General features: G+C 63.7%; 21 protein-coding genes and 4 tRNA genes. 11 read left to right on the forward strand and 14 right to left on the reverse strand.

The genetic code is table 11. The features are described 5' to 3' along the window. On the reverse strand, positions 1-1,366 hold a 1,366-nt coding region (locus AC1DN0_RS25295; protein ID WP_477146093.1), incomplete at its 3' end, for an acetate--CoA ligase. 393 nt (positions 1,367-1,759) lie between these two features. Here AC1DN0_RS25295 and AC1DN0_RS25300 point away from each other — a divergent pair. The 3 genes from AC1DN0_RS25300 (at position 1,760) to murI (ending at position 5,294) form a co-directional block, all read left to right on the forward strand. Beyond that, positions 1,760-2,686, forward strand: a complete 927-nt coding sequence (locus tag AC1DN0_RS25300; RefSeq protein ID WP_441632585.1) for a DMT family transporter — start codon at positions 1,760-1,762, stop codon at positions 2,684-2,686. Between the two features lie 151 nt (positions 2,687-2,837). Continuing rightward, positions 2,838-4,361, forward strand: coding sequence for a fumarate hydratase (locus AC1DN0_RS25305; protein ID WP_477146094.1), 1,524 nt, complete (start codon positions 2,838-2,840; stop codon positions 4,359-4,361). Positions 4,362-4,481: 120 nt separating this feature from the next. Continuing rightward, entirely contained in the window at positions 4,482-5,294 is an 813-nt protein-coding gene (gene murI / locus AC1DN0_RS25310; protein ID WP_441632582.1) for a glutamate racemase, read from the forward strand. A 21-nt stretch (positions 5,295-5,315) separates the two neighbouring features. On the opposite strand, the gene AC1DN0_RS25315 is transcribed toward murI, so the two are convergent. Then, the gene (locus AC1DN0_RS25315) at positions 5,316-7,616 is read right to left on the reverse strand and encodes an AAA family ATPase (RefSeq protein ID WP_477146095.1); all 2,301 of its coding nucleotides are present in this window, start codon (positions 7,614-7,616) and stop codon (positions 5,316-5,318) included. A 431-nt stretch (positions 7,617-8,047) separates the two neighbouring features. Between AC1DN0_RS25315 and AC1DN0_RS25320 the strand changes: the two genes are divergently transcribed. From AC1DN0_RS25320 to AC1DN0_RS25335, 4 genes are all read left to right on the forward strand, one after another. Next, positions 8,048-8,704: an energy transducer TonB gene (locus AC1DN0_RS25320; protein ID WP_441632578.1), complete on the forward strand. Its 657-nt coding sequence runs from the start codon at positions 8,048-8,050 to the stop codon at positions 8,702-8,704. Between the two features lie 29 nt (positions 8,705-8,733). Then, the gene (locus AC1DN0_RS25325; RefSeq protein ID WP_477146096.1) at positions 8,734-9,462 is read left to right on the forward strand and encodes a MotA/TolQ/ExbB proton channel family protein; all 729 of its coding nucleotides are present in this window, start codon (positions 8,734-8,736) and stop codon (positions 9,460-9,462) included. A 29-nt stretch (positions 9,463-9,491) separates the two neighbouring features. Next, positions 9,492-9,905: an ExbD/TolR family protein gene (locus AC1DN0_RS25330; RefSeq protein ID WP_441632575.1), complete on the forward strand. Its 414-nt coding sequence runs from the start codon at positions 9,492-9,494 to the stop codon at positions 9,903-9,905. A 267-nt stretch (positions 9,906-10,172) separates the two neighbouring features. Next, positions 10,173-10,505 carry a hemin uptake protein HemP gene (locus tag AC1DN0_RS25335; protein ID WP_441632573.1) on the forward strand — a complete coding sequence of 111 codons (333 nt, stop codon included), beginning with the start codon at positions 10,173-10,175 and terminating at the stop codon, positions 10,503-10,505. 255 nt (positions 10,506-10,760) lie between these two features. Here AC1DN0_RS25335 and AC1DN0_RS25340 read toward each other — a convergent pair whose 3' ends face one another. The 3 genes from AC1DN0_RS25340 to AC1DN0_RS25350 form a co-directional block, all read right to left on the reverse strand. After that, positions 10,761-11,168, reverse strand: coding sequence for a heme-binding protein (locus tag AC1DN0_RS25340; RefSeq protein ID WP_276287392.1), 408 nt, complete (start codon positions 11,166-11,168; stop codon positions 10,761-10,763). Positions 11,169-11,363: 195 nt separating this feature from the next. Beyond that, positions 11,364-11,621, reverse strand: a complete 258-nt coding sequence (locus tag AC1DN0_RS25345) for a hypothetical protein (protein WP_276287391.1) — start codon at positions 11,619-11,621, stop codon at positions 11,364-11,366. Positions 11,622-11,901: 280 nt separating this feature from the next. Further along, entirely contained in the window at positions 11,902-12,246 is a 345-nt protein-coding gene (locus AC1DN0_RS25350) for a hypothetical protein (protein ID WP_441632571.1), read from the reverse strand. A 218-nt stretch (positions 12,247-12,464) separates the two neighbouring features. On the opposite strand from AC1DN0_RS25350, the gene AC1DN0_RS25355 reads away from it, so the two are divergent. Then, positions 12,465-12,551: transfer RNA gene (locus AC1DN0_RS25355), tRNA-Leu, on the forward strand. A 56-nt stretch (positions 12,552-12,607) separates the two neighbouring features. On the opposite strand, the gene AC1DN0_RS25360 is transcribed toward AC1DN0_RS25355, so the two are convergent. After that, positions 12,608-13,699, reverse strand: coding sequence for a YeiH family protein (locus AC1DN0_RS25360; protein WP_477146097.1), 1,092 nt, complete (start codon positions 13,697-13,699; stop codon positions 12,608-12,610). Between the two features lie 125 nt (positions 13,700-13,824). Here AC1DN0_RS25360 and AC1DN0_RS25365 point away from each other — a divergent pair, with 125 nt between their 5' ends. Further along, positions 13,825-14,727, forward strand: a complete 903-nt coding sequence (locus AC1DN0_RS25365) for a LysR family transcriptional regulator (RefSeq protein WP_441632567.1) — start codon at positions 13,825-13,827, stop codon at positions 14,725-14,727. A gap of 18 nt (positions 14,728-14,745) precedes the next feature. Here AC1DN0_RS25365 and AC1DN0_RS25370 read toward each other — a convergent pair whose 3' ends face one another. The 8 genes from AC1DN0_RS25370 to uvrC form a co-directional block, all read right to left on the reverse strand. Further along, entirely contained in the window at positions 14,746-15,984 is a 1,239-nt protein-coding gene (locus AC1DN0_RS25370; protein WP_441632565.1) for a cation:proton antiporter domain-containing protein, read from the reverse strand. 492 nt (positions 15,985-16,476) lie between these two features. Continuing rightward, positions 16,477-18,021, reverse strand: coding sequence for a methyl-accepting chemotaxis protein (locus tag AC1DN0_RS25375; RefSeq protein WP_441632563.1), 1,545 nt, complete (start codon positions 18,019-18,021; stop codon positions 16,477-16,479). Between the two features lie 1,088 nt (positions 18,022-19,109). After that, positions 19,110-19,580 carry a pilin gene (locus tag AC1DN0_RS25380; RefSeq protein ID WP_477111509.1) on the reverse strand — a complete coding sequence of 157 codons (471 nt, stop codon included), beginning with the start codon at positions 19,578-19,580 and terminating at the stop codon, positions 19,110-19,112. 352 nt (positions 19,581-19,932) lie between these two features. Further along, a tRNA-Cys gene (locus AC1DN0_RS25385) sits at positions 19,933-20,006 on the reverse strand. 105 nt (positions 20,007-20,111) lie between these two features. Beyond that, positions 20,112-20,187, reverse strand: a tRNA-Gly gene (locus AC1DN0_RS25390). A 69-nt stretch (positions 20,188-20,256) separates the two neighbouring features. Continuing rightward, a tRNA-Gly gene (locus AC1DN0_RS25395) sits at positions 20,257-20,332 on the reverse strand. A gap of 167 nt (positions 20,333-20,499) precedes the next feature. Beyond that, positions 20,500-21,102, reverse strand: a complete 603-nt coding sequence (pgsA, locus tag AC1DN0_RS25400; protein WP_441629841.1) for a CDP-diacylglycerol--glycerol-3-phosphate 3-phosphatidyltransferase — start codon at positions 21,100-21,102, stop codon at positions 20,500-20,502. Positions 21,103-21,205: 103 nt separating this feature from the next. Continuing rightward, positions 21,206-23,323, reverse strand: a complete 2,118-nt coding sequence (uvrC, locus tag AC1DN0_RS25405; RefSeq protein WP_441629839.1) for an excinuclease ABC subunit UvrC — start codon at positions 23,321-23,323, stop codon at positions 21,206-21,208. Positions 23,324-23,433: 110 nt separating this feature from the next. Between uvrC and earP the strand changes: the two genes are divergently transcribed. Then, positions 23,434-24,636, forward strand: a complete 1,203-nt coding sequence (gene earP, locus AC1DN0_RS25410; protein ID WP_441629837.1) for an elongation factor P maturation arginine rhamnosyltransferase EarP — start codon at positions 23,434-23,436, stop codon at positions 24,634-24,636. Between the two features lie 205 nt (positions 24,637-24,841). After that, positions 24,842-25,402 carry an elongation factor P gene (gene efp, locus AC1DN0_RS25415; protein WP_045235571.1) on the forward strand — a complete coding sequence of 187 codons (561 nt, stop codon included), beginning with the start codon at positions 24,842-24,844 and terminating at the stop codon, positions 25,400-25,402. The last annotated feature ends 60 nt before the right edge of the window (positions 25,403-25,462 follow it).

The raw sequence follows: 25,462 nt of genomic DNA on the forward strand, positions 1-25,462 counted from the left end.
CGATGATGCCTGGCAGCGGCAAGGTGCAGGAACCCGGCACCAGCGGCGTGGCGCCCGGCAGCGGCGTGATCATGTGGCCACCGGTCTCGGTCTGCCAGAAGGTATCGACGATCGGGCAGCGCTCGCCGCCGATATTGCGGTAGTACCACATCCAGGCTTCGGGGTTGATGGGTTCGCCCACCGTGCCCAGCAGGCGCAGGCTGGACAGATCGTATTGCCTGGGATGGATCTTCTCGTCGGCCTCGGCGGCCTTGATCAGCGAGCGGATCGCGGTCGGCGCGGTGTAGAAGATGCTGACCTTGTGGCGCGCGATCATCTCCCAGAAGCGGCCGGCGTTGGGATAGGTGGGCACGCCTTCGAACACCACCTGGGTAGCGCCGGCGGCCAACGGACCGTAGGCGATATAGGTGTGCCCGGTGACCCAGCCGATATCGGCGGTACACCAGAACATGTCGTCGGGCTTGATGTCGAAGCTCCACTTCATCGTCATCAGCGCCCACAGCAGGTAGCCGCCGGTGCTGTGCTGCACGCCCTTGGGCTTGCCGGTGGAGCCAGACGTATAGAGCACGAACAGCGGATGCTCGGCGCTGACGGGTTCCGCTTCGCAGGTCTCCGGCTGGCCGGCTGCGACTTCGTCCATCCAGCGGTCGCGGCCTTCGTTCCAGTTGACCTTGCCACCTGTGCGGCGGTACACGATCACATTCTTCACGGCTTCGCAGCCGCCCAGCGCCAGTGCTTCGTCAGCGATGGCCTTGAGCGGCAGCGCCTTGCCGCCGCGCATCTGCTCGTCGGCGGTAATCAGTGCCACCGCGCCCACGTCGACCAGCCGCTCCTGCAGCGACTTGGCGGAGAAGCCGCCGAACACCACGGAATGGGTCGCCCCAAGGCGGGCGCAGGCCTGCATCGCCACCACGCCCTCGATGGACATAGGTATGTAGATGACGACGCGGTCGCCTTTCCTGACGCCGAGCGCTTTCAGACCGTTGGCGAACTGGCAGACCTTGGCATGCAGCTCGCGGTACGTCACCTTGCTGACGGTGCCGTCGTCGGCCTCGAAGACGATGGCCGCCTTCTCCGCATTGCCGTTATCCAGATTGCGGTCCAGGCAGTTATAGGAGGCATTGAGCTCGCCGTCCTCGAACCACTTGTAGAACGGTGCATTGCTCTCGTCGAGCACCTTGGTGAAGGGTTTGGTCCAATGCAGTTGCTCGCGGGCGTGGCGCGCCCAGAACCCCTCGTAGTCGCGGTCGGCTTCATCGCATAGCGCCTGGTAAGCCTCCATGCTGGGGATCGCGGCTTGCTTGGCGAAGGATTCGGGGGGATTGAAAATGCGATGCTCCTGCATCACCGACTCGATGGCGGACATTTGTTTGTCTCCTGATATAGCGTGGCAGCCTGGCTGCAAGTTACGCTCGACGGCTTACTTAAACCTGACGCTGCAAAAGCGGCCCGCGCGCCTGTCCGCACCGATGTGCCGCCTGCTGCATCGCAACATGGATCGCCGCCGGGTATTCCGGCGCGGTACGTGACAAGACCTGCGGGCAAGGAAGTGCAGCCCTCTCCATTAGGCTAGCACAGCTATAATGCCGCGAGTCCTATTCCGAACATGGCGCTGCGGCATTGCGGACTCCGCTTGCAGGGATGCGCCTTGCACGCCATGTGCACGGCTACCGGATCGCCCTCTCCCATGCGCGCCATCGCGATCCATCGGGGGGCGCACCCCAAATCACCGTAGAAGCGCAGTTCCACCCCAAACCTCGTGCCCATCCACGCCCTCTTCCTGATTGCCGCCATGGCCCTTGTCGGCAGCAATGTCGGATTGGGCAAGGCCATCGTGGCTTACGTGCCGATCCTGCTGTTCGCGCTGCTGCGCTTCGCCATCGCCATTGTCTGCCTGGCGCCCTGGTACCGTCCGTCGCGCATGCGCGCAGTGTCGCGCGGCGAGTGGCTCAATCTCTTCCTGCAAGCCTTCTTCGGGACGTTTCTGTTCACGCTGCTGATGCTGGGCGGCGTGCGCCTGACCAGCGCCATGGCCGCCGGCGTGATCACCAGTACCATCCCGGCCACGGTGGCCCTGCTCTCCTGGCTGATCCTGCGCGAGCGGCTGTCGCGGCGCACGGTGTTCTCTGTGCTGCTTGCGGTGGCCGGCATCGCGGTATTGAACGTGGCGCGGGGCACGGATCACGGTGGCGGCAGCGGCGGCGAGAACGCCCTGGTCGGCAACCTGATGATCATGGGCGCGGTGATCTGCGAGTCGATCTACGTGATCCTCTCGCGGCGCCTCGCGCAAACCCTGGCCGCCATCGAGATCTGCGCCTATACGCACCTGATCGGCGGGCTGCTGATGCTGCCGCTGGGGCTGGTGCCGCTGCTGAGTTTCGATATGGCCTCGGCCCCGACGACCATCTGGCTGATGTTGCTGTGGTACGCACTGTCGGCCAGCATCTTCTCGTTCTGGCTGTGGATGAAAGGCGTGCGCCACGTGCCTGCGCAACTGGCCGGCGTGTTCACCGCGGTGCTGCCGATCGCGGCCGCCACGTACGGCATCGTCTTCCTCGGGGAAAAGCCGGGCTGGCCGCACGGCGTGGCGCTTGGCTGCGTGCTGGCCGGCATCGCGCTGGCAAGCTGGCCCGGGCCGCTGGCCCGCCGGGCCTGGCGTGCGGACCGGGACGAGGCGCGGCACTGAGACCAGCCTCGCAGGGTGCCGCTTTCGCCGCGCGGCGTGCACCCGGCATCACCCGAGACAATGTCGACACGCGCATGCAGCCCCGGCGCGGCCCCCCCTCCTCGGTGTATGATTCCGGGTTGAATTTCCCCTCGATTGTCCTCCCCATAAAATGACTGTCATCAGACAAGAAGACCTCATCCAGAGCGTCGCCGACTCCCTGCAATACATCAGCTACTACCACCCGATGGACTACATCACCAGCCTGGGCCGCGCCTATGAGCTGGAGCAGAGTCCCGCGGCCAAGGATGCGATCGCGCAGATCCTGACCAACAGCCGCATGTGCGCCGAAGGCAAGCGCCCGATCTGCCAGGACACCGGCATCGTGACGATCTTCGTCAAGGTGGGCATGGACGTGCGCTGGGACGGCGCCACCATGGGGCTGTCGGACATGATCAATGAAGGCGTGCGCCGCGGCTACACCAACCCGGACAACGTGCTGCGCGCATCCATCGTGAACCCGCCCGAAGGCGGCCGCAAGAACACCAAGGACAACACCCCCGCCGTGATCCACTATGAAGTGGTGCCGGGCAACACGGTGGACATCCAGGTGGCGGCCAAGGGCGGCGGCTCGGAGAACAAGTCGAAGTTCGTCATGCTCAACCCGTCCGACTCCATCGTCGACTGGGTGCTCAAGACCGTGCCGACCATGGGCGCYGGCTGGTGCCCGCCGGGCATGCTSGGSATCGGCATCGGYGGCACCGCCGAGAAGGCCATGGTCATGGCCAAGGAATCGCTGATGGACCCGATCGACATCCAGGACGTGATCGCCCGCGGCCCGCAGGACTGGATCGAGGAACTGCGCGTCGAACTGTACGAGAAGGTCAATGCGCTGGGCATCGGCGCACAAGGCCTGGGCGGCCTGRCCACSGTGCTGGACRTCAAGRTMAWGGRYTAYCCGACCCACGCGGCKWMCAWGCCGGTGGCGATGATCCCGAACTGCGCSGCYACSCGSCACGYGCAYTTCACGCTGGACGGCAGCGGCCCGGCCAAGCTCGAAGCGCCTGACCTGTCGGCCTGGCCGAAGGTCGAGTGGGCACCGAACACCGAGACTTCCAAGCGCGTGGACCTGAACACGCTGACGCCGGAAGAAGTCGCTTCGTGGAAGCCGGGCCAGACCCTGCTGCTCAACGGCAAGATGCTGACTGGCCGCGACGCTGCCCACAAGCGCATCGCCGACATGCTGGCCAAGGGCGAAAAGCTGCCGGTGGACTTCAAGAACCGCGTGATCTACTACGTGGGTCCGGTCGACCCGGTGCGCGACGAAGCCGTTGGCCCGGCAGGCCCCACCACCGCTACCCGCATGGACAAGTTCACCGAGATGATGCTGGCCGAAACCGGCCTGATCTCGATGATCGGCAAGGCCGAGCGCGGCCCGGTGGCGATCGAGGCCATCAAGAAGCACAAGTCGGCCTACCTGATGGCGGTCGGCGGCGCAGCCTACCTGGTGGCAAAGGCCATCAAGGAGGCCAAGGTGGTCGGCTTCGAAGACCTCGGCATGGAAGCCATCTACGAGTTCGACGTCAAGGACATGCCCGTGACGGTGGCCGTGGACAGCGCAGGCACTTCGGTGCACAAGACCGGCCCCGCCGAATGGCAGGCCAAGATCGGCAAGATCCCGGTGGCGGCGCTGTAAATCCGGCGTTGTCATTCAAGCCTCGCCGTGATAGCCATGCTGTCAGCGAAAGCCGGGTCATCCGACCCGGCTTTTTGCTACCTGACTTCTTGATTGCCTGATTTGCCTTCTTCCCTTCCCGTGAACAACGCACCCATCGGCATTTTCGATTCCGGCCTCGGCGGCCTGTCGGTATTGCGCGAGATCCGCGCCCTGCTGCCGCATGAATCGCTGATCTACGTGGCCGACTCGAAGTACGCGCCCTATGGCGAAAAGCCCGAGCGTTTTGTCGAAGCGCGCACGCTGCAGGTTTGCGAATGGCTGGTGTCGCAGGGCTGCAAAGCGCTGGTGATCGCCTGCAACACCGCCACCATGCACGCGATCCACACGCTGCGCGAACGGCTGACGCTGCCCATCATCGGCGTCGAACCCGGCCTGAAACCGGCTGCCGCCGCGAGCCGCAGCAAAGTCGTTGGCGTGCTGGCCACGGGCAACACCTTGAAAAGCGCGAAGTTCGGCCGCCTGCTCGCCTCACTGGAAGGCGAGAGCCGGTTCCTCTGCGAGGCCGGTGTCGGGCTGGTGCCGCTGATCGAGCAAGGCAATGTGGACGGGCCGGCCGTGCGCGAGAAACTGACCGCCTACCTGTCGCCGATGCTCGAGGCCGGCGCCGATACGCTGGTGCTCGGCTGTACCCACTACCCCTTCCTGTCCGACACCGTGCGCGAACTGGTGGGAGACCGCCTGACGCTGGTCGATACCGGCGACGCCATCGCACGGCAACTGCGCCGCAAGTTGGCCGAGCACGGCATGACCGCCGATGCCGGTGCCGTGCCCGTCGACCGCTATACCTCCACCAAGGACGCCGCCCACCTGCGCGCCATGGCAGCGGCGCTGCTGCATGTGGACACGCTGGCGGAAACGCTGGTGATCGAGCCCGCGCCCGCAGTCGACTGAGGCCCGCGCCGTCCCATCCGGCTACTGCAGGAAGCCCAGCGGCCGGCGCTGCCGCACATCGGGCTTGACCGCATGTTCCTGGCGCAACTGCGCCAGGAATTCATCGGGGGTCAACGTTTCCCCGAGCAACACGCACTGACGCTTTACCGTGGCGAAGTCGCCCGGCGTCAGGCAATCCATCTTCGCGAGCTCCGCGCGCATGRCCGGGTCCAGGCGGCCGGCATCGGTATCGAGCGCCTCCTCGATGAACATCGCGGTACGCTGGTCCGCCTTGAGCGGCAGGAAGCGGATCTTGAACGAGAAACGCCGCAGCGCCGCCTCGTCGATGCGCTCGAACAGGTTGGTCGTGCAGACGAAGATGCCGTTGAAGCGTTCCATGCCCTGCAGCATCTCGTTGACCTCCGACACCTCGTAGTTGCGCACCGCGTTTTGCCGGCTTTGCATGAAGCTGTCGGCCTCATCCAGCAGCAGCACCGCGCCGTCCTCCTCGGCACGAGCGAACATCGCGGCGATCTGCTGCTCGGTTTCCCCCACGTATTTACTCATCAGGTCGGAGGCGCGCCGGATCATCAGCGGCTGTTCAAGCGCGGCCGCGATATGCTCCGCAAGCGCGGTCTTGCCCGTGCCCGGCGGTCCGTAGAAGCACAACGTGCCGCGCTGCCTGGCCTTGAGCGCCTGCACGATCTTGCCGACTTCGTAGCGCGTCTCCAGGTTGAGGTAATCCAGGCGATAGTGCGTCACCACCGGGCGCCCTTCCACTTCCGGGCGCAAACCCATGGCGCGGTCGGCGTGGTCCAGTTGCCGCAGTATCAGCGCCTCCACCGGTTCGGCAACGCCGGGCCCCGCCAGTTGCACGAAGCGCGCCGCCGACTGCACCTGTGCCGGCGTCAGGGTCTTGCGCGCCGCCAGCGAAGCGATAAAGGCATCGCTCACGTCCAGCGTGCCGAGGTGCTTGCGGATAATGTTCTCGCGCACCAGCGGCGGCGGGATCTTCAGCTCCAGATGAAACTGGAAGCGGCGCAGGTAAGCCGGATCGATCTGGCGAATCGAGTTGGAGATCCAGATCACCGGCACCGGATTTTGCTCCAGGGTCTGGTTGACCCACGCCTTGCCGTTCACGGAGCCACGCGTGTCCTCCTGGCCGAACAGGCTGGTCAGCTCGCGCGCGCTGCCCGGGAACACATCCTCGACTTCGTCGAACAGCAGTGCCGTGCGCGGACGGCCACGCAGGAATGCCTGCGACACCTGCAGCGAGCGGTAACGGTCCTTGCCCGACAGGCTGTTGCCGTCACGGTCCAGGCAGTCCACTTCATACAGCTCACACCCTGCCTCGCGCGCGAGCAGCCGCGCGAACTCGGTCTTGCCGGTGCCCGGCGGGCCGTAGATCAGCACGTTCACGCCGCAGGCGTGCTGCCGCGTGGCGTTCGCGAGCAAGGCGGAGAGGTAGCGCGCATCGGTCTCGACGTGCGGATAGTCGCCGGTGCCGAGCGTGGGCGCGGCCGCCGGACGCGTGAACACCGCCATCATCTCGGCTTCATTGGCGTAATTGCCGAGCAGCACGTGCAACAAGCGATCCGACAAACGCATGAGGTCGCCGAGATCGGTCACACTGTTCTCGGGCAGTGGCTGCTCGATCAGGTTGAGCGTCTCCAGGCGCGAACCAGGCCGCAGCGAAGCGGCCACCGCGGCAGGGCTGGCACCGGTCAGTCCCGCCAGGATCTGGAAAGCCTCCTGGCTGTGCGCCACCTTGCAATCCACCATCACGGCGCGCAGATCGCGCTTGTATTTGGCCAGCGCCGCGTAGAGCAGCAGCTTGCGCTCGTGCTCGGGCAAATCCAGCACATGGCTGAGCATGTCGATATTGCGTACCAGCAGCACGCGCTCGCCGTCCAGCCGCGCGGCCAGCGCCGCCGCCGACGCGTCGAAAACGGCAAACATATCCTTGGCGTGGTGCTTGACGTACTCGTCCAGGTAATAAAACAGCGCGCTTTCATCAAAGGCGCTGTTCCATTGTCCGTGCCGCTCCAGGAACTCTTCCGGCGTCAGGCGCGCAGCGCCCTTCCAGGCAGGCATGTCGGCGCAGCGCGCGGCGAGGAAACGCTGCACGCGCAGCACCACGCCATAAGGCCACACCATCTCCTGGGCGCTGACAGTCAGGATGTCGTTGATATTGCTGCGCAGGTTGAATCTTGGTCCCAGCGAGCACACGACACGCAAGGCGAACTGGGCACACATCCAGTCAAGCGCGGAAGTACACGGCGCGCCGGCAGCGGCGCGCAGGAGTGTCGAGCGGTCGTCTTCGGCGAAACGGGTGAAGTCCATGGCCTGGTCCTCTCGCACGGGGGAGCGCCGTCACCGGCGCGGCGAATTGCTCTTCTTTTCCTATGCTAGCGCGCTTTGTGGCAGATCGGGCATTGCCGGCAACCCTGTGCCGTACGAGAACACGCATTTTGTCGCGGCGCCGGTAGTGCACGGCCAAATCGGCGTATAAAGACGGCTGCGCGGCAGCGCAAGAATGCGATGCACAAAAACGCCAACAAATAAGAATCATTATCGTTTATACTCATCGCCTGACACGCTGCCTCAAGAGCGGCGCTCCCACCGGCATCACTGTTGAAGGAGCGTTTATCATGGAATTGCTGCTTAGCTTGCTGGTCGGTTGTGGCATCTCGCTGATCCTGTTCTATCGCAAATAGGCCCTATCGCTAATAAAGCCGGCGCCGCGCCAATTCGCCGACATCTGCTGTTTTCTCATGTTCGATCAACGTTTTTTCAAGATCACGCTCGCCGTCCTGCTGTTCCACGCCGGACTGCTTTACCTGATCCAGAGCGGGCTGGGCCGTAAAATCACGGAGGCCGTGATCTCTCCGGAAATCGTCGCCCGCATCATCCCGCTCGAGCCGCCTCAGAAACCTGCCGTCGAAACACCCAAGCCCAAGCCGGAGACCCCACCCAAGCAAGTGAAGGTCACCACGCCCAAGCCCACTCCGCCGCAACCGCGCCCCACGCCGACGCCGGTGGCTTCGCTGCCGCCGACACCCAATGCCGTGGAAGCGCCGCCCGCGCCACCTGCCCCCCCGGCCCCTCCGGCGCCCGCCCCCGAGCCTCCCGCTCCKGTGTCGGCGGCGCCACGCGCGGTTGGCATCGGCGAAATCCAGTGCAGCCCGCCGCAACCCACCTATCCGTCGCAATCGCGCCGCATGGGTGAAACCGGCAAGGCCGTGGTTCGTCTGACCACGGACGAGACCGGCAAGGTGGTCAAGACTGCTGTCGTGAGCTCAAGCGGATCTTCCCGCCTGGACCAGGCTGCCGTGGACGCGGTGCAACGCATGCGCTGCAAGCCATATCTGGACAACGGTCGTGCCGTGGCGGTTACCGCCCAGCAGCCGATCGGGTTCGAACTCAACTGATTTCAATACCGACCTCACCAGGAACCAACATGCAGGACCTCGGACTCTCCCACCTCTGGACGCAAGGCGATTTCGTCATGCGTGCCACCGCCATCATTCTGCTCATCATGTCGCTGGCTTCGTGGATCGTGATTCTCACGAAGGCGTGGGATCTCTTCCGGCTGAAGAAAATGGCGCASGGCGCCGAAAAGCAATTCTGGCACTCCGACGATTTCGATCACGCCCTCGAAACGCTCGGCAGCAGCGACGCCAACCCATTCCGTTCGCTCGCCATGACCGGCAAGGAGGCCGCGCAGCACCACCGCGCCAGCCAGCCCCAGTTGCACGATGTGATGGACATCTCGGACTGGATCACCCGCTCGCTCAAGAGCGCCATCGACGACGCCGTCGCGCGCATGCAATCGGGCCTGGCTGTGCTGGCTTCGGTCGGTTCCACGGCCCCGTTCGTTGGCCTGTTCGGCACCGTGTGGGGCATCTATCACGCGCTGATCAACATCGGCGCCTCCGGCGTGCCGACCATCGACAAGGTGGCGGGCCCGGTGGGCGAGGCACTGATCATGACCGCCTTCGGCCTGGCCGTTGCGATCCCCGCCGTGCTCGGCTACAACGCACTGACCCGCGGCAACAAGGGCGTGATCTCGAAGCTCAATCGCTTCGCCCACGACCTGCACGCCTATTTCGTCACCGGTGCCCGTGTGCGTCCGACCAGCGCCCGCCCCGACGACAATAGCGTGCGCCTCGCAGTCAAGAACCAGTAAGGCCGTAGCAAGGCAACAAGGAAGTCATCATGGCATTCGGCACCCTCGATTCGGACGATGACGAAGTAATGAGCGAAATCAACATGACGCCGCTGGTCGACGTCATGCTGGTGCTGCTGATCATCTTCATCATCACCATTCCCGTGATCAACCACGCGGTCAAGATCGACCTCCCGCGGGCGACCAACACGCCCAACGATCCCAAGCCGCAGAACATCAACCTGTCAATCGATGCCAACGGCAAGGTCTTCTGGAACCAGGCGGAAGTAGACGAGCCGACGCTTGAGGCCAACATCGCCCAGGCCGCGCAGCAGCAGCCGCAGCCGGAGCTGCACCTGCGCGCCGATCGCGATGTGCGCTACGAGCGCGTGGCGGAAGTCATGGCCGCCGCGCAGCACGGCGGACTCGGCAAGATCGGGTTCATCACCGAACCCAAGCACTGACGGCTTGAACGCGCCGCATCCGCTGGAGCGGCAGCGCAACAGGCACAAAAAGGGCACTCCATGAAGTGCCCTTTTTGTTTGCCTGGAAAATGCGCCTTATGCCACTTATAGCGGCGCCGGAATGCAGGTTCGGCCGAGGCCATCCGCAATCAAAAATCTCTATTGTAATGATAACAATTCTCATTTAAGATTGAGCGACCTTGAACCCGGTCGTGGCAATACGCAGTCCCGCGTTGACACCACGGACCACCGGACCGGAGCCCACCGATGAGCACCCTGACCCTGCCGCTGTCGCAACCGCATGAAGTCACCCGCCGCCGCCTTTCCCTGCGCCGGGTTGAAGTCACCCCCAGCAAGCCTGCACAAGCGCGCCGCGAGAACCCGGCCAGCGCGGCGATCGAATCGATGAAATCTGCCGTAGCCGGCCTGCCCGCCCGGCTCGAAGCCCTGGTGCGCGATAGCCTCTCCGCGGCGCCGGCGGGCGATGCGGTGCCACTGGAGACGCTGATGCGCGGTAACAACCTGCTGCCCATCCTGCATAACGGCGAGGTCTACACGCTGCGCATCACCCGTTACGGCAAGCTGATTCTGACCAAGTAGTCGCACGGCGACGCGCCCTGCGCAAGCGTTCCCAGCCGCCCTGGCAACGGCCATGCAGCAGGTAGACGATGCGACGATGGAATGATGCGATGAGGGGAGTCTGGCTACCGGAACCGGCGCCTGGCAGCGAAACCCGTCGACAGGCTTCAGCATCGGGAAAGACAAGGACTTTCGTCCGCAACGAGAGGCGGATGCCGCGACAGTGAGCCTGGCTCACTGTCGGCACTACACTCTGCTCTGGCTCGCAGACGAGTCTCAGACGCCCAGGGCGGCGATACCCGCGCGCGCGATCTGCGCGTCTTCGGTCGACTTCACGCCCGACACGCCAACCGCACCCACGACCTGGTCATTAACCACGATAGGCACACCACCCTCCAGCATGCCTTGCATCACAGGCGCGGTCATGAACGAGTGGCGGCCGTTGTTGATCATGTCTTCGTAGACCTTCGACTCGCGACGGCCCAGCGACGACGTACGTGCCTTCTCGGTAGCGATATAGCTCGAGATCGGCGCAGCGCCATCCAGGCGTTGCAGCGCCAGCAGGTGGCCGCCGTCGTCCACGATGGCGATCGACACCGCCCAGTGGTGATTCTTGGCCTCGAGCTCGGCTGCGGCCAGCACCTTCTTCACATCATCTGCCGTCAGCACGGTTTTTTGCTGCATACCACTCTCCTCGAAAATCGTTTCAATGAGCCGGAAGTATAGCGCCACGGCCCTTGGCATGACCATGGGCCCGGCGGTCCGCGCCAAGCCCGTAAAAAGCAAAAGACCCGCGCCTGGCGGGTCTTTTGCATTACTACGGTTGCCGTGTGCGGACTGCCGTGGCCCTCAGGCGCCACGGACTTGCGTCCCACGAACTCAGGCTCCGTCGCTGAACTGGTCGCGGCGATCGCCTACCTTGGCGCCGTCGGTGAACGGATCCACCTTGCGAGCGCCGTCGGTGAAAGGATCGACCTTGCCCATCTTGGCGCCATCGGTGTAGGCATCGACCTTGCCAATCTTGGCGCCATCGGTGTACGGGTCACGCTTGTTGACGCCTGCGGCAAAAGCGGATGCGGAGAGTGCGGTGAGGGCGGTCAGTGCTGCAATCGCCACCAGGGTGTTCTTGATTTTCATGGGCGGGTCCTCTTGGGAATCGTGCTGGCTGGAAGGGCACCGGATGCGATAGCTTGCGGAATCTTTTCATCACGGTGTCACAGCAGCAGTATAGGTGGAAACCCTAATAAAGATATGAGCAACGGTTTGATCTGACTCTTCAAATTTTTTGACCCCACTCCCGACTATGGAACCTTAGCCGTCTAGCCGCGCCCAGTTTGCCTTTCCAAGCTGCACCCGAAATACAAAAGGGCCCCGGAGGGCCCCTTTTAACAACCTGCGTGGCGCAGGTCATTCATGCTTATCGCCAGTGGCGGTGGTCATGCCCATGCCCATGCCCCGGTGGGCCATAGTAGCCTCGTCCGTAATAGCCTCGGCCATAGTAGCGCGGACCGTAGTAGGCAGGGCCAGGGCCGTAATAGACGGGGGCCGGACGCACCACGACCGGGGGCGGTCCGTAGTAGACCGGCGCCGGTGCCATGACCACGGGCGGCCCGGCGACATAGGCAGGCGGCGGATAATAAGCCGGGCCACCCACGACCACGCCGGGCACACCGATCGCCACGCCAACGCTCACGTGAGCCATTGCCGCACCCGATGCCAGCGCTCCAAGCAAAGCGAGTCCTGCGAGCAACCAACGTTTCATGATCCTTGCCTCTTGCAAGTCGTTATTCGATAAGGCGTATTGTAGGATCCTGGAAATTTCCAGGTGAAACCGAGGACGCTACATTGTTACCAGGCGTAACAATAGACACTTAGGACACTTAGCCGCGTTCCGCCCCTGCACTTGGCACCAATCCCGGCAGACACCCGCGCGGAGCTTGCATCACCGCGCCCAACCGACCACAATATCGGGCTTGCCGTGCGGCCGTGGAGAAATTGGTAGACTCAGCAGACTTAAAATCTGCCGCCTTTACGGGCTTACGGGTTCGACCCCCGTCGGCCGCACCAGCATCCACCTCGCCAGGCCAGCCCAACGCATCCAACCCGCGACGCCATTGGCCCGATCAGGCCACCACCGCGCACAGCAGCGCCCCTCCCACCACCAGAAATACAAACAGCAGGCCAGCCAGCACAAGTGGCTTGCGTCCGGCGCGCAGCAAGGTGCCGATGCGGGTGTGCAGGCCAATCGCCAGCATCGCGCAAGCGAGCAGCCAGTTATCGAACGCCAGCAGGGTGGGCTTCCAGTCCTCGGGCACAAGGCCGGCGGAATGCACCGCCATGACCGCCACGAAGCCCACGGCGAACCATGGCACGGCCTTCAGGATCGCGCCCCAAGGCCGCGCGCCGGTTGCCCTTTCACCCTCGGCCCCGGGGGCACCCTTCGGCCACAGCGCGAGCACCAGCAGCAACGGCCCCAGCGCCAGTACGCGCACCATCTTCGTGACTACCGCGGCGTCCGCGGTGGCATCGCTGACCATCTTGCCCGACGCGATTACCTGAGCCACCTCGTGCAGGGTGGCGCCAGTATAGATACCGAACGTGCGCTCACTGATTGCCAGGTGCCAGTGCTGCGTGGCCAGTTCAAACAGATAGGGATACAGCAGCATGCCCGCCGTGCCAAACAACACCACGGTGGCCACGGCGACAGCCGTCTGACGGTCGTCGGTGCGCAYGACCGACGCGACCGCGATGGCCGCAGCGGCTCCACAGACCGCGCTGCCCGCGCTGACTAGGATCGCTTCCCGGCGGGTCAGTCCAAGCAGCGCGGAACCGATCCAGACGCCCAACAGCATGGTCGACACCAGCATGGCCAAAGGTACCAGCACGCCGGCAAGGCCAAGGTCGGCGATGGCGCCGAAGGTCAGCCGCAGGCCGTACAGCGCCACGCCGAGCCGCAGCAACTGCTGTCGCGCCAGTTGCATGCCGGGCCCCAGCGGGGTCAGCCAGCGTTGCGGCAAGGTATTTCCGGCCACCATGCCGGCAAACATGGCTAGCGTCAGCGCGCTCAAGCCGAGGTGCGAGAAGGCCGGGTGGGCCGAGAAGACCATGGCCAGCCAGGCGATGAAACCCAACGGCACCAGGGTCAGGATCCTTGTCGGCCATGATGGCGGCTGGGCGCCAAGACTGGCAACTGCGGTCGAAGAGGTGGTGGACATGGCGGGATCCCTTACCCCTGCAGCCGGAGGGCTTCGGGGCGCGAATTAAGCATGTCCCAAGCCTACTTAGCTGGCGAAAACCTGTAAAACAGGTAATATCGCTATACGTTACCTGAATTTCAGATATGAACCAGCGCCCTCTCCGCCTGACCCTGCGCCAGCTCTCCGTCTTTGTCGCGGTTGCGCAGCACGGCAGCACTGTCGCGGCGGCCGACGCGCTGGCGATGTCTCAATCCGCCGTGAGCGCGGCACTGGCAGATCTGGAGAGCGCGCTGGGCGGCGCATTGTTTGACCGGGTTGCGCGCCGCCTCAGCATCAATGAGACCGGCCGCCTGTTTTTCCCACGTGCGCTTTCGCTGCTGGATCAGGCCCATGAACTCGAGCGCTTCACCGTCCAGCCCGGCGTACAACTGCGCATTGCCGCCAGCAATACCATCGGCAGCTATATCCTGCCCGGCTTGCTCGCGGGCTTTCGGCACGCGCAGAGCGGGCCTTGCGCGCTCGACATGCGCATCGGCAACACCCGCGAAGTGCTGCAGGCGCTGCTCCAGTTCGAAGCGGATATCGGGCTGATCGAAGGCACCTGCCACGAGCGAGACTTGCGCAGCGCCCATTGGCGCGACGATGTGATGGTGGTAGTGGTCAGTCCCGCACACCCGCTGGCAAGCCGGCAGGGCGACCTTGAAGCCTTGCGCGATGCGGACTGGATTGTGCGCGAACCCGGCTCGGGGACACGCGAGATCATCGAGCAACGCCTGGCCCCGCTCTTGGGCGAACTGCGTTTTGCCCTGGAACTGGGCAATTCCGAGGCCATCAAACGCGCCGTGATGAGCGGCTATGGTGTGAGCTGCCTGTCACTGCAAGTCGTGGAGGACGAATTGCAGCGGGGTACCCTGGTAGCGCTGCGCGAAGGCTTGCCCGAGGTAGTGAGACCGTTGCATCTGGTGGTCCACCAGGACAAATACCCGACGCAGGGCCTGCTGGCCTTCACCGAGTATCTCCGCTGCGACGCTGCCGGCGGCCACTGAACGGCCGCGCTCCCGCGCTCAGGCCGCCTGCGGATCACCCTCGCCCGCTTGCCTGGCGTTGTAGCGGTCGAGCAGGTGGAACAACAATGGATTGAGCACGATGGACAGCAGCGCGCCAGCCAGGATGAGCGCCTGCCCGCGCTCGGGCAGGATCTTCAGGTAGACGCCAAGGCCGGCAAGGATAAAGGAGAACTCGCCGATCTGAGCCAGGCTGACCGCGATGGTCATGCCGGTGCGGGTGGAATGCCCGAACACCCGCACGATGCAAAGCGCGGCGAGCGATTTACCCACCACGATGATAAACAGCGTGGCCAGTACGCCCCAGGGATCGGTGATCAGCACCATGGGGTTGAACAACATGCCGACCGAAACGAAGAACAGCACCGAGAACGCATCGCGCAGCGGCAGCGACTCCTCGGCCGCGCGATGGCTGAACTCGGACTCCGCCAGCACCATGCCGGCAAAGAACGCGCCAAGCGCGAACGACACGCCAAACAGTGAATAGGCGCCGAAGGCCACGCCAAGCGCGGTAGCCAGCACCGCGAGCCGGAACAGTTCACGGCTGCCGGTCCAGACGATGCGTTCCAGCATCCACGGAATAAAGCGTCGGCCGATCACCAGCATGACGGCGACGAAGGCGGCCACCTTGCCCAGGGTGGCAAGCACGGTGAACAAGATCTCGCCCGAGCCTGGCACGGCGGCATCCTGGCCCGCCACATCGCCAGACGGCATCAGCAATCCTGCGAGTGCCGGCAGCAGAACCAGCGTCAGCACCATGGCCAGGTCTTCCACGATCAGCCACCCGACCGCAATCCGGCCCTGCGGCGACTCAACCAGTTCGCGCTCCTGCAGCGCCTTGAGCAGCACCACGGTGCTCGCCACTGAAAGCGCCAGCCCAAAGACCAGGCCAGGCCCCCACTCCCACCCAAAGCCCCAGGCCGCGCACATGCCAAGCATGGTGGCGATGGCGATCTGCACCACAGCGCCAGGAATGGCGATCTTCTTCACCGCCATCAGGTCCTTGAGGGAAAAATGCAGCCCAACGCCGAACATCAGCAGGATCACCCCTAGCTCCGCCAGCTGGGGAGCCAGCGCCTGGTCAGCGGTATAGCCCGGTGTATGCGGTCCAACCACGATCCCCGCGCACAGGTAGCCGATCAGCGGTGGCAGCTTGAGCCGGTTGGCCAGCGCGCCAAGAATAAACGCCAGGACGAGGCCGCCGACGATGGTGCTGATGAGCGGGGTAGCGTGATGCATGCGTTCTGGGTTCCTCGTAGGTGGCCATGACGGCGTTGACTGGATGACCTCGCCCGCCCTCCCCGGCAAGAGCCCGGCGGGGACCACAAAGCAACCCCTTGCCTTCCTTGCGGCGTCGAGCGCCGCGCAGTGGCCAGGAGGTACCGCGCTGATTGAGGGAAAACGGGAACGGGAGTCTTACAGGGCCCGGGGGCAATCGCGTGGCAGTGGTCCATCCGGACAATGGCGCACAGTTCAGGCCAGATATCCCCCGAACGCCCCGCGAAGACTACGATATGGAATGTAACACGATCATCACTGCGGCAAAGCGGGGAATCGGGCCGGATGTGGCCCTTTAATGTTCCGGCTTATGAACACGGCACCGAATGGACTCGTGTCGAAGGTGCGGTCCGCTGTGGTCACCACCCGGAAGGAAGTCAGCGGGACCGCGTGCCAGGCCCGGAAACCGGCCGGACATGGCGTCCGGCACCACCGGGCCTGGCCCTCCCTTTGCTAGTTAGCAGCCAGCCGGAACGTCGCCACCGTATCGCGCAGCTTGTGGGCCTGCTCATCCAGCGACTGCGCAGCCGCGGCCGCCTGCTCCACCAGGGCGGCGTTCTGCTGCGTCACCTGGTCCATCTGCCCGACAGCCTGGTTGACCTGCTCGATCCCGGTGCTCTGTTCGCTGGAAGCCGCGGCAATCTCGCCGATGATGTCCGACACTCTTTTCACGGCCACGCGGATCTCATTCATGGTTCGCCCGGCATCTTCCGCCTGCGCCGAGCCGGTGCTTACCGTGTTGACCGCGGTATCGATCAGGTCCTTGATCTCCCTGGCCGCGCTGGATGAACGCTGCGCCAGGCTCCGCACCTCGCCCGCCACCACCGCGAAACCGCGCCCCTGTTCGCCGGCACGCGCCGCTTCCACGGCGGCATTGAGCGCCAGGATGTTGGTCTGGAAGGCAATGCCTTCGATCAGCGAGGTAATTTCGGCGATGCGGGTGGAACTCGTGCTGATCACACCCATGGTATCCACCATCTGCTGCACCGCCGTGCTGCCGCGCACCGCCACGTCGGCGGCATTGTCCGCCAGGCCGCTGGCCTGGCGCGCGTTTTCGGCATTCTGCCGCACGGTCACCGCCAGCTCCTCCATGCTCGCCGCGGACTGCTCCAGCGCTGCCGCCTGCTGTTCCGTGCGCGAGGAAAGGTCCGCATTGCCGGCGGCGATCTGATGGGCCGCCGTGCTCACCGAATCGGTCGACATGCGCACCTCCGACAGCGCCGAGGCGACGTGCTCGATCAATTCGTTGAAGGCAATCGCCGTCCGCCCGATCTCATCGTTGTGCCGCACCGATGCGCGCCGCCCAAGGTCGAGCGACTCGCTGACGTAGTGCAAGGTCTGCTCGATCTCCGCCAGGCTGCCGTGGATTCGGCGATAGAGCGAAAAACCCATCGCGCCGGTGATCACGAAGGCGGCCCCGATAATCGCGCAGAACACCGTCAGCGCCAGTTCGTACGCCTTGCGGTTGTTCTCGGCCACCTGCTTGCCCAAGGCGGCGTTGTAGGCAACGTGTTCGTTGATGGCCGTGCCCAGCGCCGTCGCGGCCTTGAAGAGCGAGCCACCCAGCAACATGCCCCGCGCCGCCTCGGCATCGCCCTCCGCAGACTTCTCCAGGAAACGCTCCCGCTCCACCCGGTACCGCTTCACCGCGGCCCGGTCGGCTTCCAGCAGCGCCCGGTCCTTCTCATCCGAGATGTCGTTGCGTTCGTAGGTGGCAACAATCGTATCGAAAGCCTGGTCAGCCTTCGCTAAAGCCGCCACGGCTTCCGCGCGCCCGCTCGCCTCGTCCGACAGGGCATAGGCGTAGAGCGATACGCGCATGCCGTTGACATTGGCCCAGAGGTCATCCAGCGTGCGTACGCTGACCAGCGTGTTGTCGTTGAAGTAGGAAAAGCGCTCCTGCGATGCGCGGAGTTGCCAGATGCCGCCGACACCGAGGGCAAGTATGGCGAACAAGGCCAGCGACAAGGTGGCCAGCAGGCGTTGAGTGATATTCATTACGCATAGCCGGCGCCCGCCACAGGGCGGGCACCGATTCCTGGAAAGGAGGATGTTGAAATGACGCCCACGGGTCGCGTGCACGGCTCCTGCCGCGCCAAACCACCCACAAGCCCAGACAAATCTACTTTCGAAGCGCGCTTGCGAAGACTTCAGATCCGGCGAACCGTCTTTTGAACGGGTCTTACCTCCGTCTTTACGGCATCCGGTGGCATTTGCTGAAGCAAAAATGCCAGAAAACAGAAAATAAACGACGATAATAGGATAAGTCCTAAAAATAGCGAATGATAGGCGACAAAAGGAAGCAATGAACTGACAGCGCCAGGAGGTGCCGCTAGAGCCCAGGCAACGGTGCTGGCATGCGGGACGAGCAGCGCGGGGAGGGGGAACAGGAACGAGCAAGACGGAATTTGCCAGACAGTCGATGGGGCGAAAAGAGGGAGCACAGGAACCCCGGGGAGACTTCGCCCTATTTACCAGCGAGTGCCGCCACTTGGTTCGCTAAAAAGCAAAAGCGCCACCGATTAGGGCAGCGCTAAGTGCTTAACGATCTAAGCGGCGATCAGAGTTGAACTGGCGAACACGGCTTTGCAGGCCGCCCGGACACTTATAAATCAATGACTTATTGCATTGCGCCCCGCAGCGCGCCCCTGAACACCGAACTGTGTGCGCCGCGCCACAATCCCCCGTTGACGCTTGCCTGGCTGCGGCTGGCCCGAGCTACTTCACGTGCCGGCTCGCCGCAAAACGTAACCCCTCGAAGATATGTGACGCAATGGCGGGCCCTTTTTTGCATTCAGCCCTTACCCGCGGGCGTCTTGGCCGCGAAGAGCAAGCGAGCACCTGCCCCACAAGATCGGGGCGCACGCTAGATCGCCGCCAGAGTGCGCATCCGTTGCAGTTTCTGCTCAATCTCCTGCGGAGTGGGCGCGGCCGCCAGTGTTGCCGTGAGCCGTATGCGCTCTCCAAGCAAATCCACCCGTTCCGCGCGAACGACGCGATTCGTGGTGGGCAACGGCAGAATACTGCTCCGAAACAGGAAAAAAGCGCCCGAAGGCGCTTTTAGACCTATACACCTAAAGCGGGGGTCAAACGCCGGTTTGCGCCTTGGTACAACCGACGTCTGCGACCGCAAACTGTACATTGGAGGCGGTCACATTGGGCGTGAGTGTTACGGAGCACGTTGCCGCCAGCTGCCCCCTACCAACAATCGTAATTACCCCCGCTGTGTAAGTAACAGTCCCGTTGGGGAGCGACGCCGCCGTCGGCATGGCTGTGAAACCACCGCCAGCTGCCGTAGCCAGCCCCACATTGTCAACACATGCTACCGCAGCAATAGCCCCAGCCGGCAAAGCATTGTTCTGCGCACATTCGGCGATCGCTTGCTTAAGAGGGGCAATTGCAGTGAGGTTCTCCGACCACCGAGAACGGGTCACGTAGTCCTGATACTGCGGAATCGCAATTGCTGCCAGAATACCAATGATCGCGACCACGATCATCAGTTCGATCAGAGTAAAGCCCTTCTGCACCCGCTTGATTCCCATCCGTGCTTTTTTCATAAGATTGACCCCCAATTATTTTGTAGGCAGCAACTTGCTGCGCAAACTCTATAAGCAACCCTCATGCCAGCCCAAATTTGGCCGGAAACCGGATCATTGTGACAAAGTGCGTCAGTTGTAACTGCATGTATCCGGCGCACCGTGACAAATTACGTCAGTTCTGGTGACGAATTCCGGCATGCGCAGTAAGCCGCTTGGCACCGTCGGAAGTTGGGTGGCCCCTAACCCTGCGCGACCGCTCCCTCGCCAAACCAAACGGCGGCGAATCCTTCAACCCTCTTTCCAACCGGGTTCAACAGGATGACGAGCGGAACAGAAAAGAATAAAGCCCTGAATGATCAGGGCTTTATATTGGAGGCGGGGGTCGGAATCGAACCGGCGTACACGGCTTTGCAGGCCGCTGCATGACCACTCTGCCACCCCGCCGGGTGACGGCTGCTGGGATTGTAGCCGCATTCGCCTGACCCTGCCGGGCCGCGCCTGCGCACCACTATCGCAAACAAAAAGGGAAGCGCTGCTTCCCTTTGGGATTGGAGCGGGAGACGAGGCTCGAACTCGCGACCTCAACCTTGGCAAGGTTGCGCTCTACCAACTGAGCTACTCCCGCATTTACTACTCTGAGCGCCAATCTGGAACCCTACGGTATGCACCGCGATTTCCAGATGCAACGGAAACCTGGAGCGGGAGACGAGGCTCGAACTCGCGACCTCAACCTTGGCAAGGTTGCGCTCTACCAACTGAGCTACTCCCGCAGGATCCTGCTGACTTCTTACTTAAAACGCTACTTCTGCGCCGATACTGACCACATCACGCTGCGTTCTTGCTGCTTTTCGCTTCGTTCGGTTTGTTTCGTCAGAAGCGAGAACAGGATTATTGCAAACCGCCGCAGCATTCGTCAAGCATATTTTTCACCGGATCTTCATTTTTGTGCGGTGGCTTCTCCACTCAGGCCACTGCGCTCGCGAATCTGCGGCCATGCCAGCTTCATGTAATAAAACATCGACCACAGGGTCAGCACAGCCGCCACATAGATCATCCACGCACCCAGCACCGAGGCGTCGACGATGCCCAGCAGACTGTCGTTGAAGAGCAGCAGCGGTATCGCGATCATCTGGAAAGTGGTCTTGAGCTTACCGAGAAAATTCACCGCGACGCTCTTGGAGGCCCCGATCTGCGCCATCCATTCGCGCAGCGCCGAGATGGTGATCTCGCGGCCGATGATCACCAGCGCGATCAGGTCGGCGACCCGGCCCAGTGCAAGCAGGGACAGCAATGCCGCGGCCACCATCAGCTTGTCGGCGACCGGATCCAGGAAAGCGCCAAAGGACGATGTCTGGTTCCAGCGCCTTGCCAGGAAGCCGTCCAGCCAGTCGGTGACCGCTGCAATGATGAAGAAACCTGCTGCCGTCATGTTCTTGGCATGCATTGGCAGCCATGCCTCGGGCAGGTAGTAGACACCCACCACGAGGGGAATCATGGCAACACGGAGCCAGGTCAGCAGGATCGGTATATTCAGCGGCATGGGGGCTCGAAACGAGACAACGGCAATGGGCAACCCTGAGATTGTCGCCTATTTCAACGGGAACCGAGCATTTCCTGCCACACGGCCCTCGGATTTGACCGAATCAATGCAGCTGCCGATAGATTTCCTCGGCTAGCGCATGTGAAATGCCGTCGACGCTGGCCAGTTCGTCGATGCTAGCCGCAATGACGCCTCGCAGGCCGCCGAAGCGGGTGAGCAGCTTTTGCCTGCGGCGGGCGCCGACGCCTTCGATCTCCTCCAGCCGCGAGGTGGTGCGCACCTTGGCGCGGCGCGCACGCATGCCGGTGATGGCAAAGCGGTGCGCCTCGTCGCGGATCTGCGCCACCAGCATCAGGGCCGCGCTCCCCTGCCCCAGTTCCAGCGACGGACGGCCGTCGGCAAATATCAGCGTCTCCAGTCCGACCTTGCGGCCTTCGCCCTTGGCCACGCCCACCAGCAGGCCGATATCCAGGCCGAGTTCTTCGAATACCTGGCGCGCGACCTCCACCTGGCCCTTGCCGCCATCGATCAGGACCACAGTGGGCATCAGCGTCGACGCGGCAGGCGTGCCCGCCGCGTCGGGCATGTCGCCCTGCCGACCTTCGGGGACGCCCTGCTGCGCCTGCTCCATCAGCTCCACCAGCTTCTGGTAGCGCCGCGTCAGCACCTGGCGCATGGCGGCGTAGTCGTCTCCGGGCGTGATGTCCTGGATGTTATAGCGGCGGTATTCGGCGTTCTGCATCTCGTGATGGTGGAAGACCACGCAAGAAGCCTGCGTCGCCTCGCCCGCGGTATGGCTGATGTCGAAACACTCAACGCGCAGCAGCGCCAGGTCCTCCATGTCGATGCCGATCGTGTCCGCCAGCGCGCGCGTACGGGCTTGCTGGCTGCCCTGCTCCGCCAGGCGGCGGGATAGCGCCAGTTCCGCACCTTTCTGGGCCATCTCCAGCCAGGCCCGGCGCTGCCCCTGCGGCTGGCGGACCAGTGTGACCTTGCGCCCGGCCTGCATCGACAGCGCCTCCAGCAGTGCCTTGCCCGGCGGCAGGTGACTGACCACCAGGATCGGCGGCACGGCCTGGTCCAGATAGTGCTGCGCCATGAAGGCGGACAACACCTCGGCGGCAATGCGCTCGACCGGAATACCGGCGGGACCGGCCGCCGCCGGCGCGTTTTCTTCGCCAGCCTCGGCCGCTGCGCCCGCGGCGGCTTCGTCCTCATCCTCGACGATCATCGCGCCTTCCTCGACGTGCGCCGGGAAGTAAGCCTTGTCACCCAGGTGCCGCCCCCCGCGGATCATCGCCAGGTTGACGCAGGCGCGGCCGCCCTCCACCGCTACCGCAAGCACGTCGATGTCGCTGGCCTGCCCGACCTCCTCCACCGCCTGCCGCTTGAGCACGGTGGACAATGCACCGATCTGGTCCCGCACCGCAGCCGCCTGCTCGAATTCCAGGCGCCCTGCATGCTCTTCCATTTTCGCCTGCAAGCCCTCGAGCACCTCGTTCTGCCGCCCCTGCAGGAAGCGCGCCGCGTTGCTGACGTCGCGGGCGTAATCCGCCTCGCTGATGGCGCCCACGCATGGGCCGGTGCAGCGATGAATCTGGTGCAGCAGGCACGGCCGCGTGCGGTTGGTGAAGACCGTATCCTCGCAGGTGCGCAACTGGAACACCCGCTGCAGGATCTGCATGCTCTCCCGTACCGCATGGGCGCTCGGGAATGGTCCGAAGTATTGGTGCTTGCGGTCGGTGGCGCCGCGGTAATAGGCCATGCGCGGGAAGCGATGGCTGGTCAGCTTGACGAACGGATACGACTTGTCGTCGCGGAACAGGATGTTATAGCGCGGCGCCAGCGCCTTGATGAGGTTGTTTTCCAGCAGTAGCGCCTCGGCCTCGGTGCGCACTACCGTGGTCTCGATGCGCACGATCCTGGCCACCATCATGGCGATGCGCGGCGACAACAGCGTCTTGTTGAAATAGCTGGCGACACGCTTCTTCAGGTCGCGTGCCTTGCCTACGTAAAGGACATTGCCGTTCGCGTCGAAGTAGCGATAGACGCCTGGCAAGCCAGGCAATTGCGCGATCACCGCCTTGGCATCGAACGGCGCCTCCGCCAGCGCCTCGGGTGCGGGTTCGGGCGTCGCTTCGCCCGGCGCCGCGGGCAGTCCTTCGGGCTGACCGGCGGCGGGCGCGCCTTGATCGTGAGTTTCGGGTTCCTGCTGCGACATCGGGAGGGAGTTGGCCGTGAGGGGCCCGTTTCGCACGTGGCCAGCGGGGCCATGCGCAACAGGCTCTAAAATCGCAAGTTTAGAGCAAATCCTTGCCAACTCACGCCGCCATGCCTGTCCAACCCGACCGTGCCATCCGTTCCTGGGACATCTTCTGTACCGTTATCGACAATTTCGGCGATATCGGCGTCTGCTGGCGGCTGGCGCGCCAACTGGCACAGGAGCATGGCCACGCCGTACGCCTTTGGGTGGATGATCTCGCCAGCTTTGCACACCTTGCCCCCGGCCTCGATACAGGCGCGCCCCGGCAGGAGCTTGCCGGCGTGACGATCCTTCCCTGGCGGCGACCGGACCAGGAAAGCGCGCAGGAGAGCACGGCCCGCTTTGCGGGCGTCACGCCGCACGATGCGGTCATCGAAGCCTTCGCATGCGACCTGCCCGAGCCATTCCTTGCCGCCATGGCCGCGCGCGCGCCTAAGCCGGCATGGCTCAACCTCGAATACCTCAGCGCCGAGCCCTGGGTGAGAGAACACCACGGCATGGCCTCGCCGCATCCACGCCTGCCGCTGGTCAAGCACTTCTTCTTCCCGGGCTTCGAGCCCGGCACGGGTGGAGTGCTGCGCGAAACCATGCTGGGCATGCAGCGGGAACACTTTCGCGCCAGCCCCGCCGCACAGGCTTCGCTATGGCACCGCCTTGGCTTCGAGCCCATCGAAGGCGCCCTGAAGGTCAGCCTGTTCGCCTACCGCAATGCCGCCCTGCCCGCACTGCTGACCCAATGGCGCGATGGCTCGGAGCCGGTCCAGTGCCTGGTGCCGGCGGGCCTGGCCGCGCGGCAGGCCAGCGAATGGTTCGGCGAGGCCGATTGCGCGCCTGGCACCGTTTTCAGGAGTGGCCGCCTGACCGTGCAAGTCGTGCCCTTCCTGCGCCAGGAGCACTACGACGAACTCCTGTGGCTATGCGACCTTAACTTCGTGCGAGGCGAGGACTCATTCGTGCGCGCGCAATGGGCTGGCCGGCCTTTTGTCTGGCAGATCTACCCGCAATCCGACGCGGCGCATATGGTCAAGCTCGATGCCTTCCTCACGCTAATCGTGCAACGGATGGAACGCAGTGGCCAACCGGAGGCGGCCGCTGCACTTGCGAACTTCTGGCACAGCTGGAATAAGGACGATGAATCACCCGACTGGCCCGGACTGCGCGCGCATCTGCCATTGCTCGCCCGTGTCGCCGAGCAATGGCAGCGCAGCCTGCTGCACCTTGGCGACCTGGCGGCAAATCTGGTGGCGTTTTGCGAAAATCGGGTAAAATAGCGGGTTGATTTAATGGCGACCGGGCCGGAAGACGGATGCGTCCTGTGCAAGCGATCGGCCCTGGCATGCGCCACGGTAAGAGCGGCGCGGGGCCTTAGCGTAAAGGGCACGGGTCGCGCGCACGGACACCGCTAGCGCCGTGCGTCGGCAGCGCGCCTTCGCCATACCGAATTCCGAGACATTCTTTTTCAGGAAATTAGTTCAGATGAAAACCGCACAAGAACTCCGCGTCGGCAACGTATTCATGATCGGCACCGACCCGATGGTCGTGCAGAAGGCTGAGTACAACAAGTCGGGCCGCAACTCCGCCGTGGTCAAGATGAAGTACAAGAACCTGTTGACGGAAGCCCCGGGCGAAGCCGTCTTCAAGGCCGACGACAAGTTCGAAGTCGTGATGCTTGAGCGCCGCGAATGCACCTACTCGTACTTCGCCGACCCGATGTACGTGTTCATGGATACCGACTTCAACCAGTATGAAGTCGAGCAGGACAGCATGGGCGACTCGCTGAACTACCTCGAAGACGGCATGAACGTCGAAGTGGTGTTCTACAACGACAAGGCCATCTCGGTGGACATGCCCACCACGCTGGTGCGCGAAATCATCTACACGGAACCCGCCGTCAAGGGCGATACCTCGTCGGGCAAGGTGCTCAAGGGCGCCAAGATCAACACCGGCTTCGAACTGCAAGTGCCGCTGTTCTGCAATATCGGCGACAAGATCGAAATCGACACCCGTACCGGCGAATACCGCAGCCGCGCCAACTAAGCGCAGCTTGTTCGCCGCCATCCCCACGCGGATGGCAACGAAAAAGGGCAGCCCAGGCTG

This window comes from Cupriavidus sp. 05N39 (assembly GCF_056397325.1).

What these genes read in the sequence shown, in the direction of transcription:
- AC1DN0_RS25330 (WP_441632575.1), top strand. Translation starts at nt 9,492, where the DNA reads ATGGCATTCGGCACCCTCGATTCGGACGATGACGAAGTAATGAGCGAA.
- AC1DN0_RS25335 (WP_441632573.1), top strand. Translation starts at nt 10,173, where the DNA reads ATGAGCACCCTGACCCTGCCGCTGTCGCAACCGCATGAAGTCACCCGC.
- AC1DN0_RS25340 (WP_276287392.1), bottom strand. Translation starts at nt 11,168, where the DNA reads ATGCAGCAAAAAACCGTGCTGACGGCAGATGATGTGAAGAAGGTGCTG.
- AC1DN0_RS25345 (WP_276287391.1), bottom strand. Translation starts at nt 11,621, where the DNA reads ATGAAAATCAAGAACACCCTGGTGGCGATTGCAGCACTGACCGCCCTC.
- AC1DN0_RS25350 (WP_441632571.1), bottom strand. Translation starts at nt 12,246, where the DNA reads ATGAAACGTTGGTTGCTCGCAGGACTCGCTTTGCTTGGAGCGCTGGCA.
- AC1DN0_RS25365 (WP_441632567.1), top strand. Translation starts at nt 13,825, where the DNA reads ATGAACCAGCGCCCTCTCCGCCTGACCCTGCGCCAGCTCTCCGTCTTT.
- AC1DN0_RS25370 (WP_441632565.1), bottom strand. Translation starts at nt 15,984, where the DNA reads ATGCATCACGCTACCCCGCTCATCAGCACCATCGTCGGCGGCCTCGTC.
- AC1DN0_RS25375 (WP_441632563.1), bottom strand. Translation starts at nt 18,021, where the DNA reads ATGAATATCACTCAACGCCTGCTGGCCACCTTGTCGCTGGCCTTGTTC.
- AC1DN0_RS25380 (WP_477111509.1), bottom strand. Translation starts at nt 19,580, where the DNA reads ATGAAAAAAGCACGGATGGGAATCAAGCGGGTGCAGAAGGGCTTTACT.
- pgsA (WP_441629841.1), bottom strand. Translation starts at nt 21,102, where the DNA reads ATGCCGCTGAATATACCGATCCTGCTGACCTGGCTCCGTGTTGCCATG.
- uvrC (WP_441629839.1), bottom strand. Translation starts at nt 23,323, where the DNA reads ATGTCGCAGCAGGAACCCGAAACTCACGATCAAGGCGCGCCCGCCGCC.
- earP (WP_441629837.1), top strand. Translation starts at nt 23,434, where the DNA reads ATGCCTGTCCAACCCGACCGTGCCATCCGTTCCTGGGACATCTTCTGT.
- efp (WP_045235571.1), top strand. Translation starts at nt 24,842, where the DNA reads ATGAAAACCGCACAAGAACTCCGCGTCGGCAACGTATTCATGATCGGC.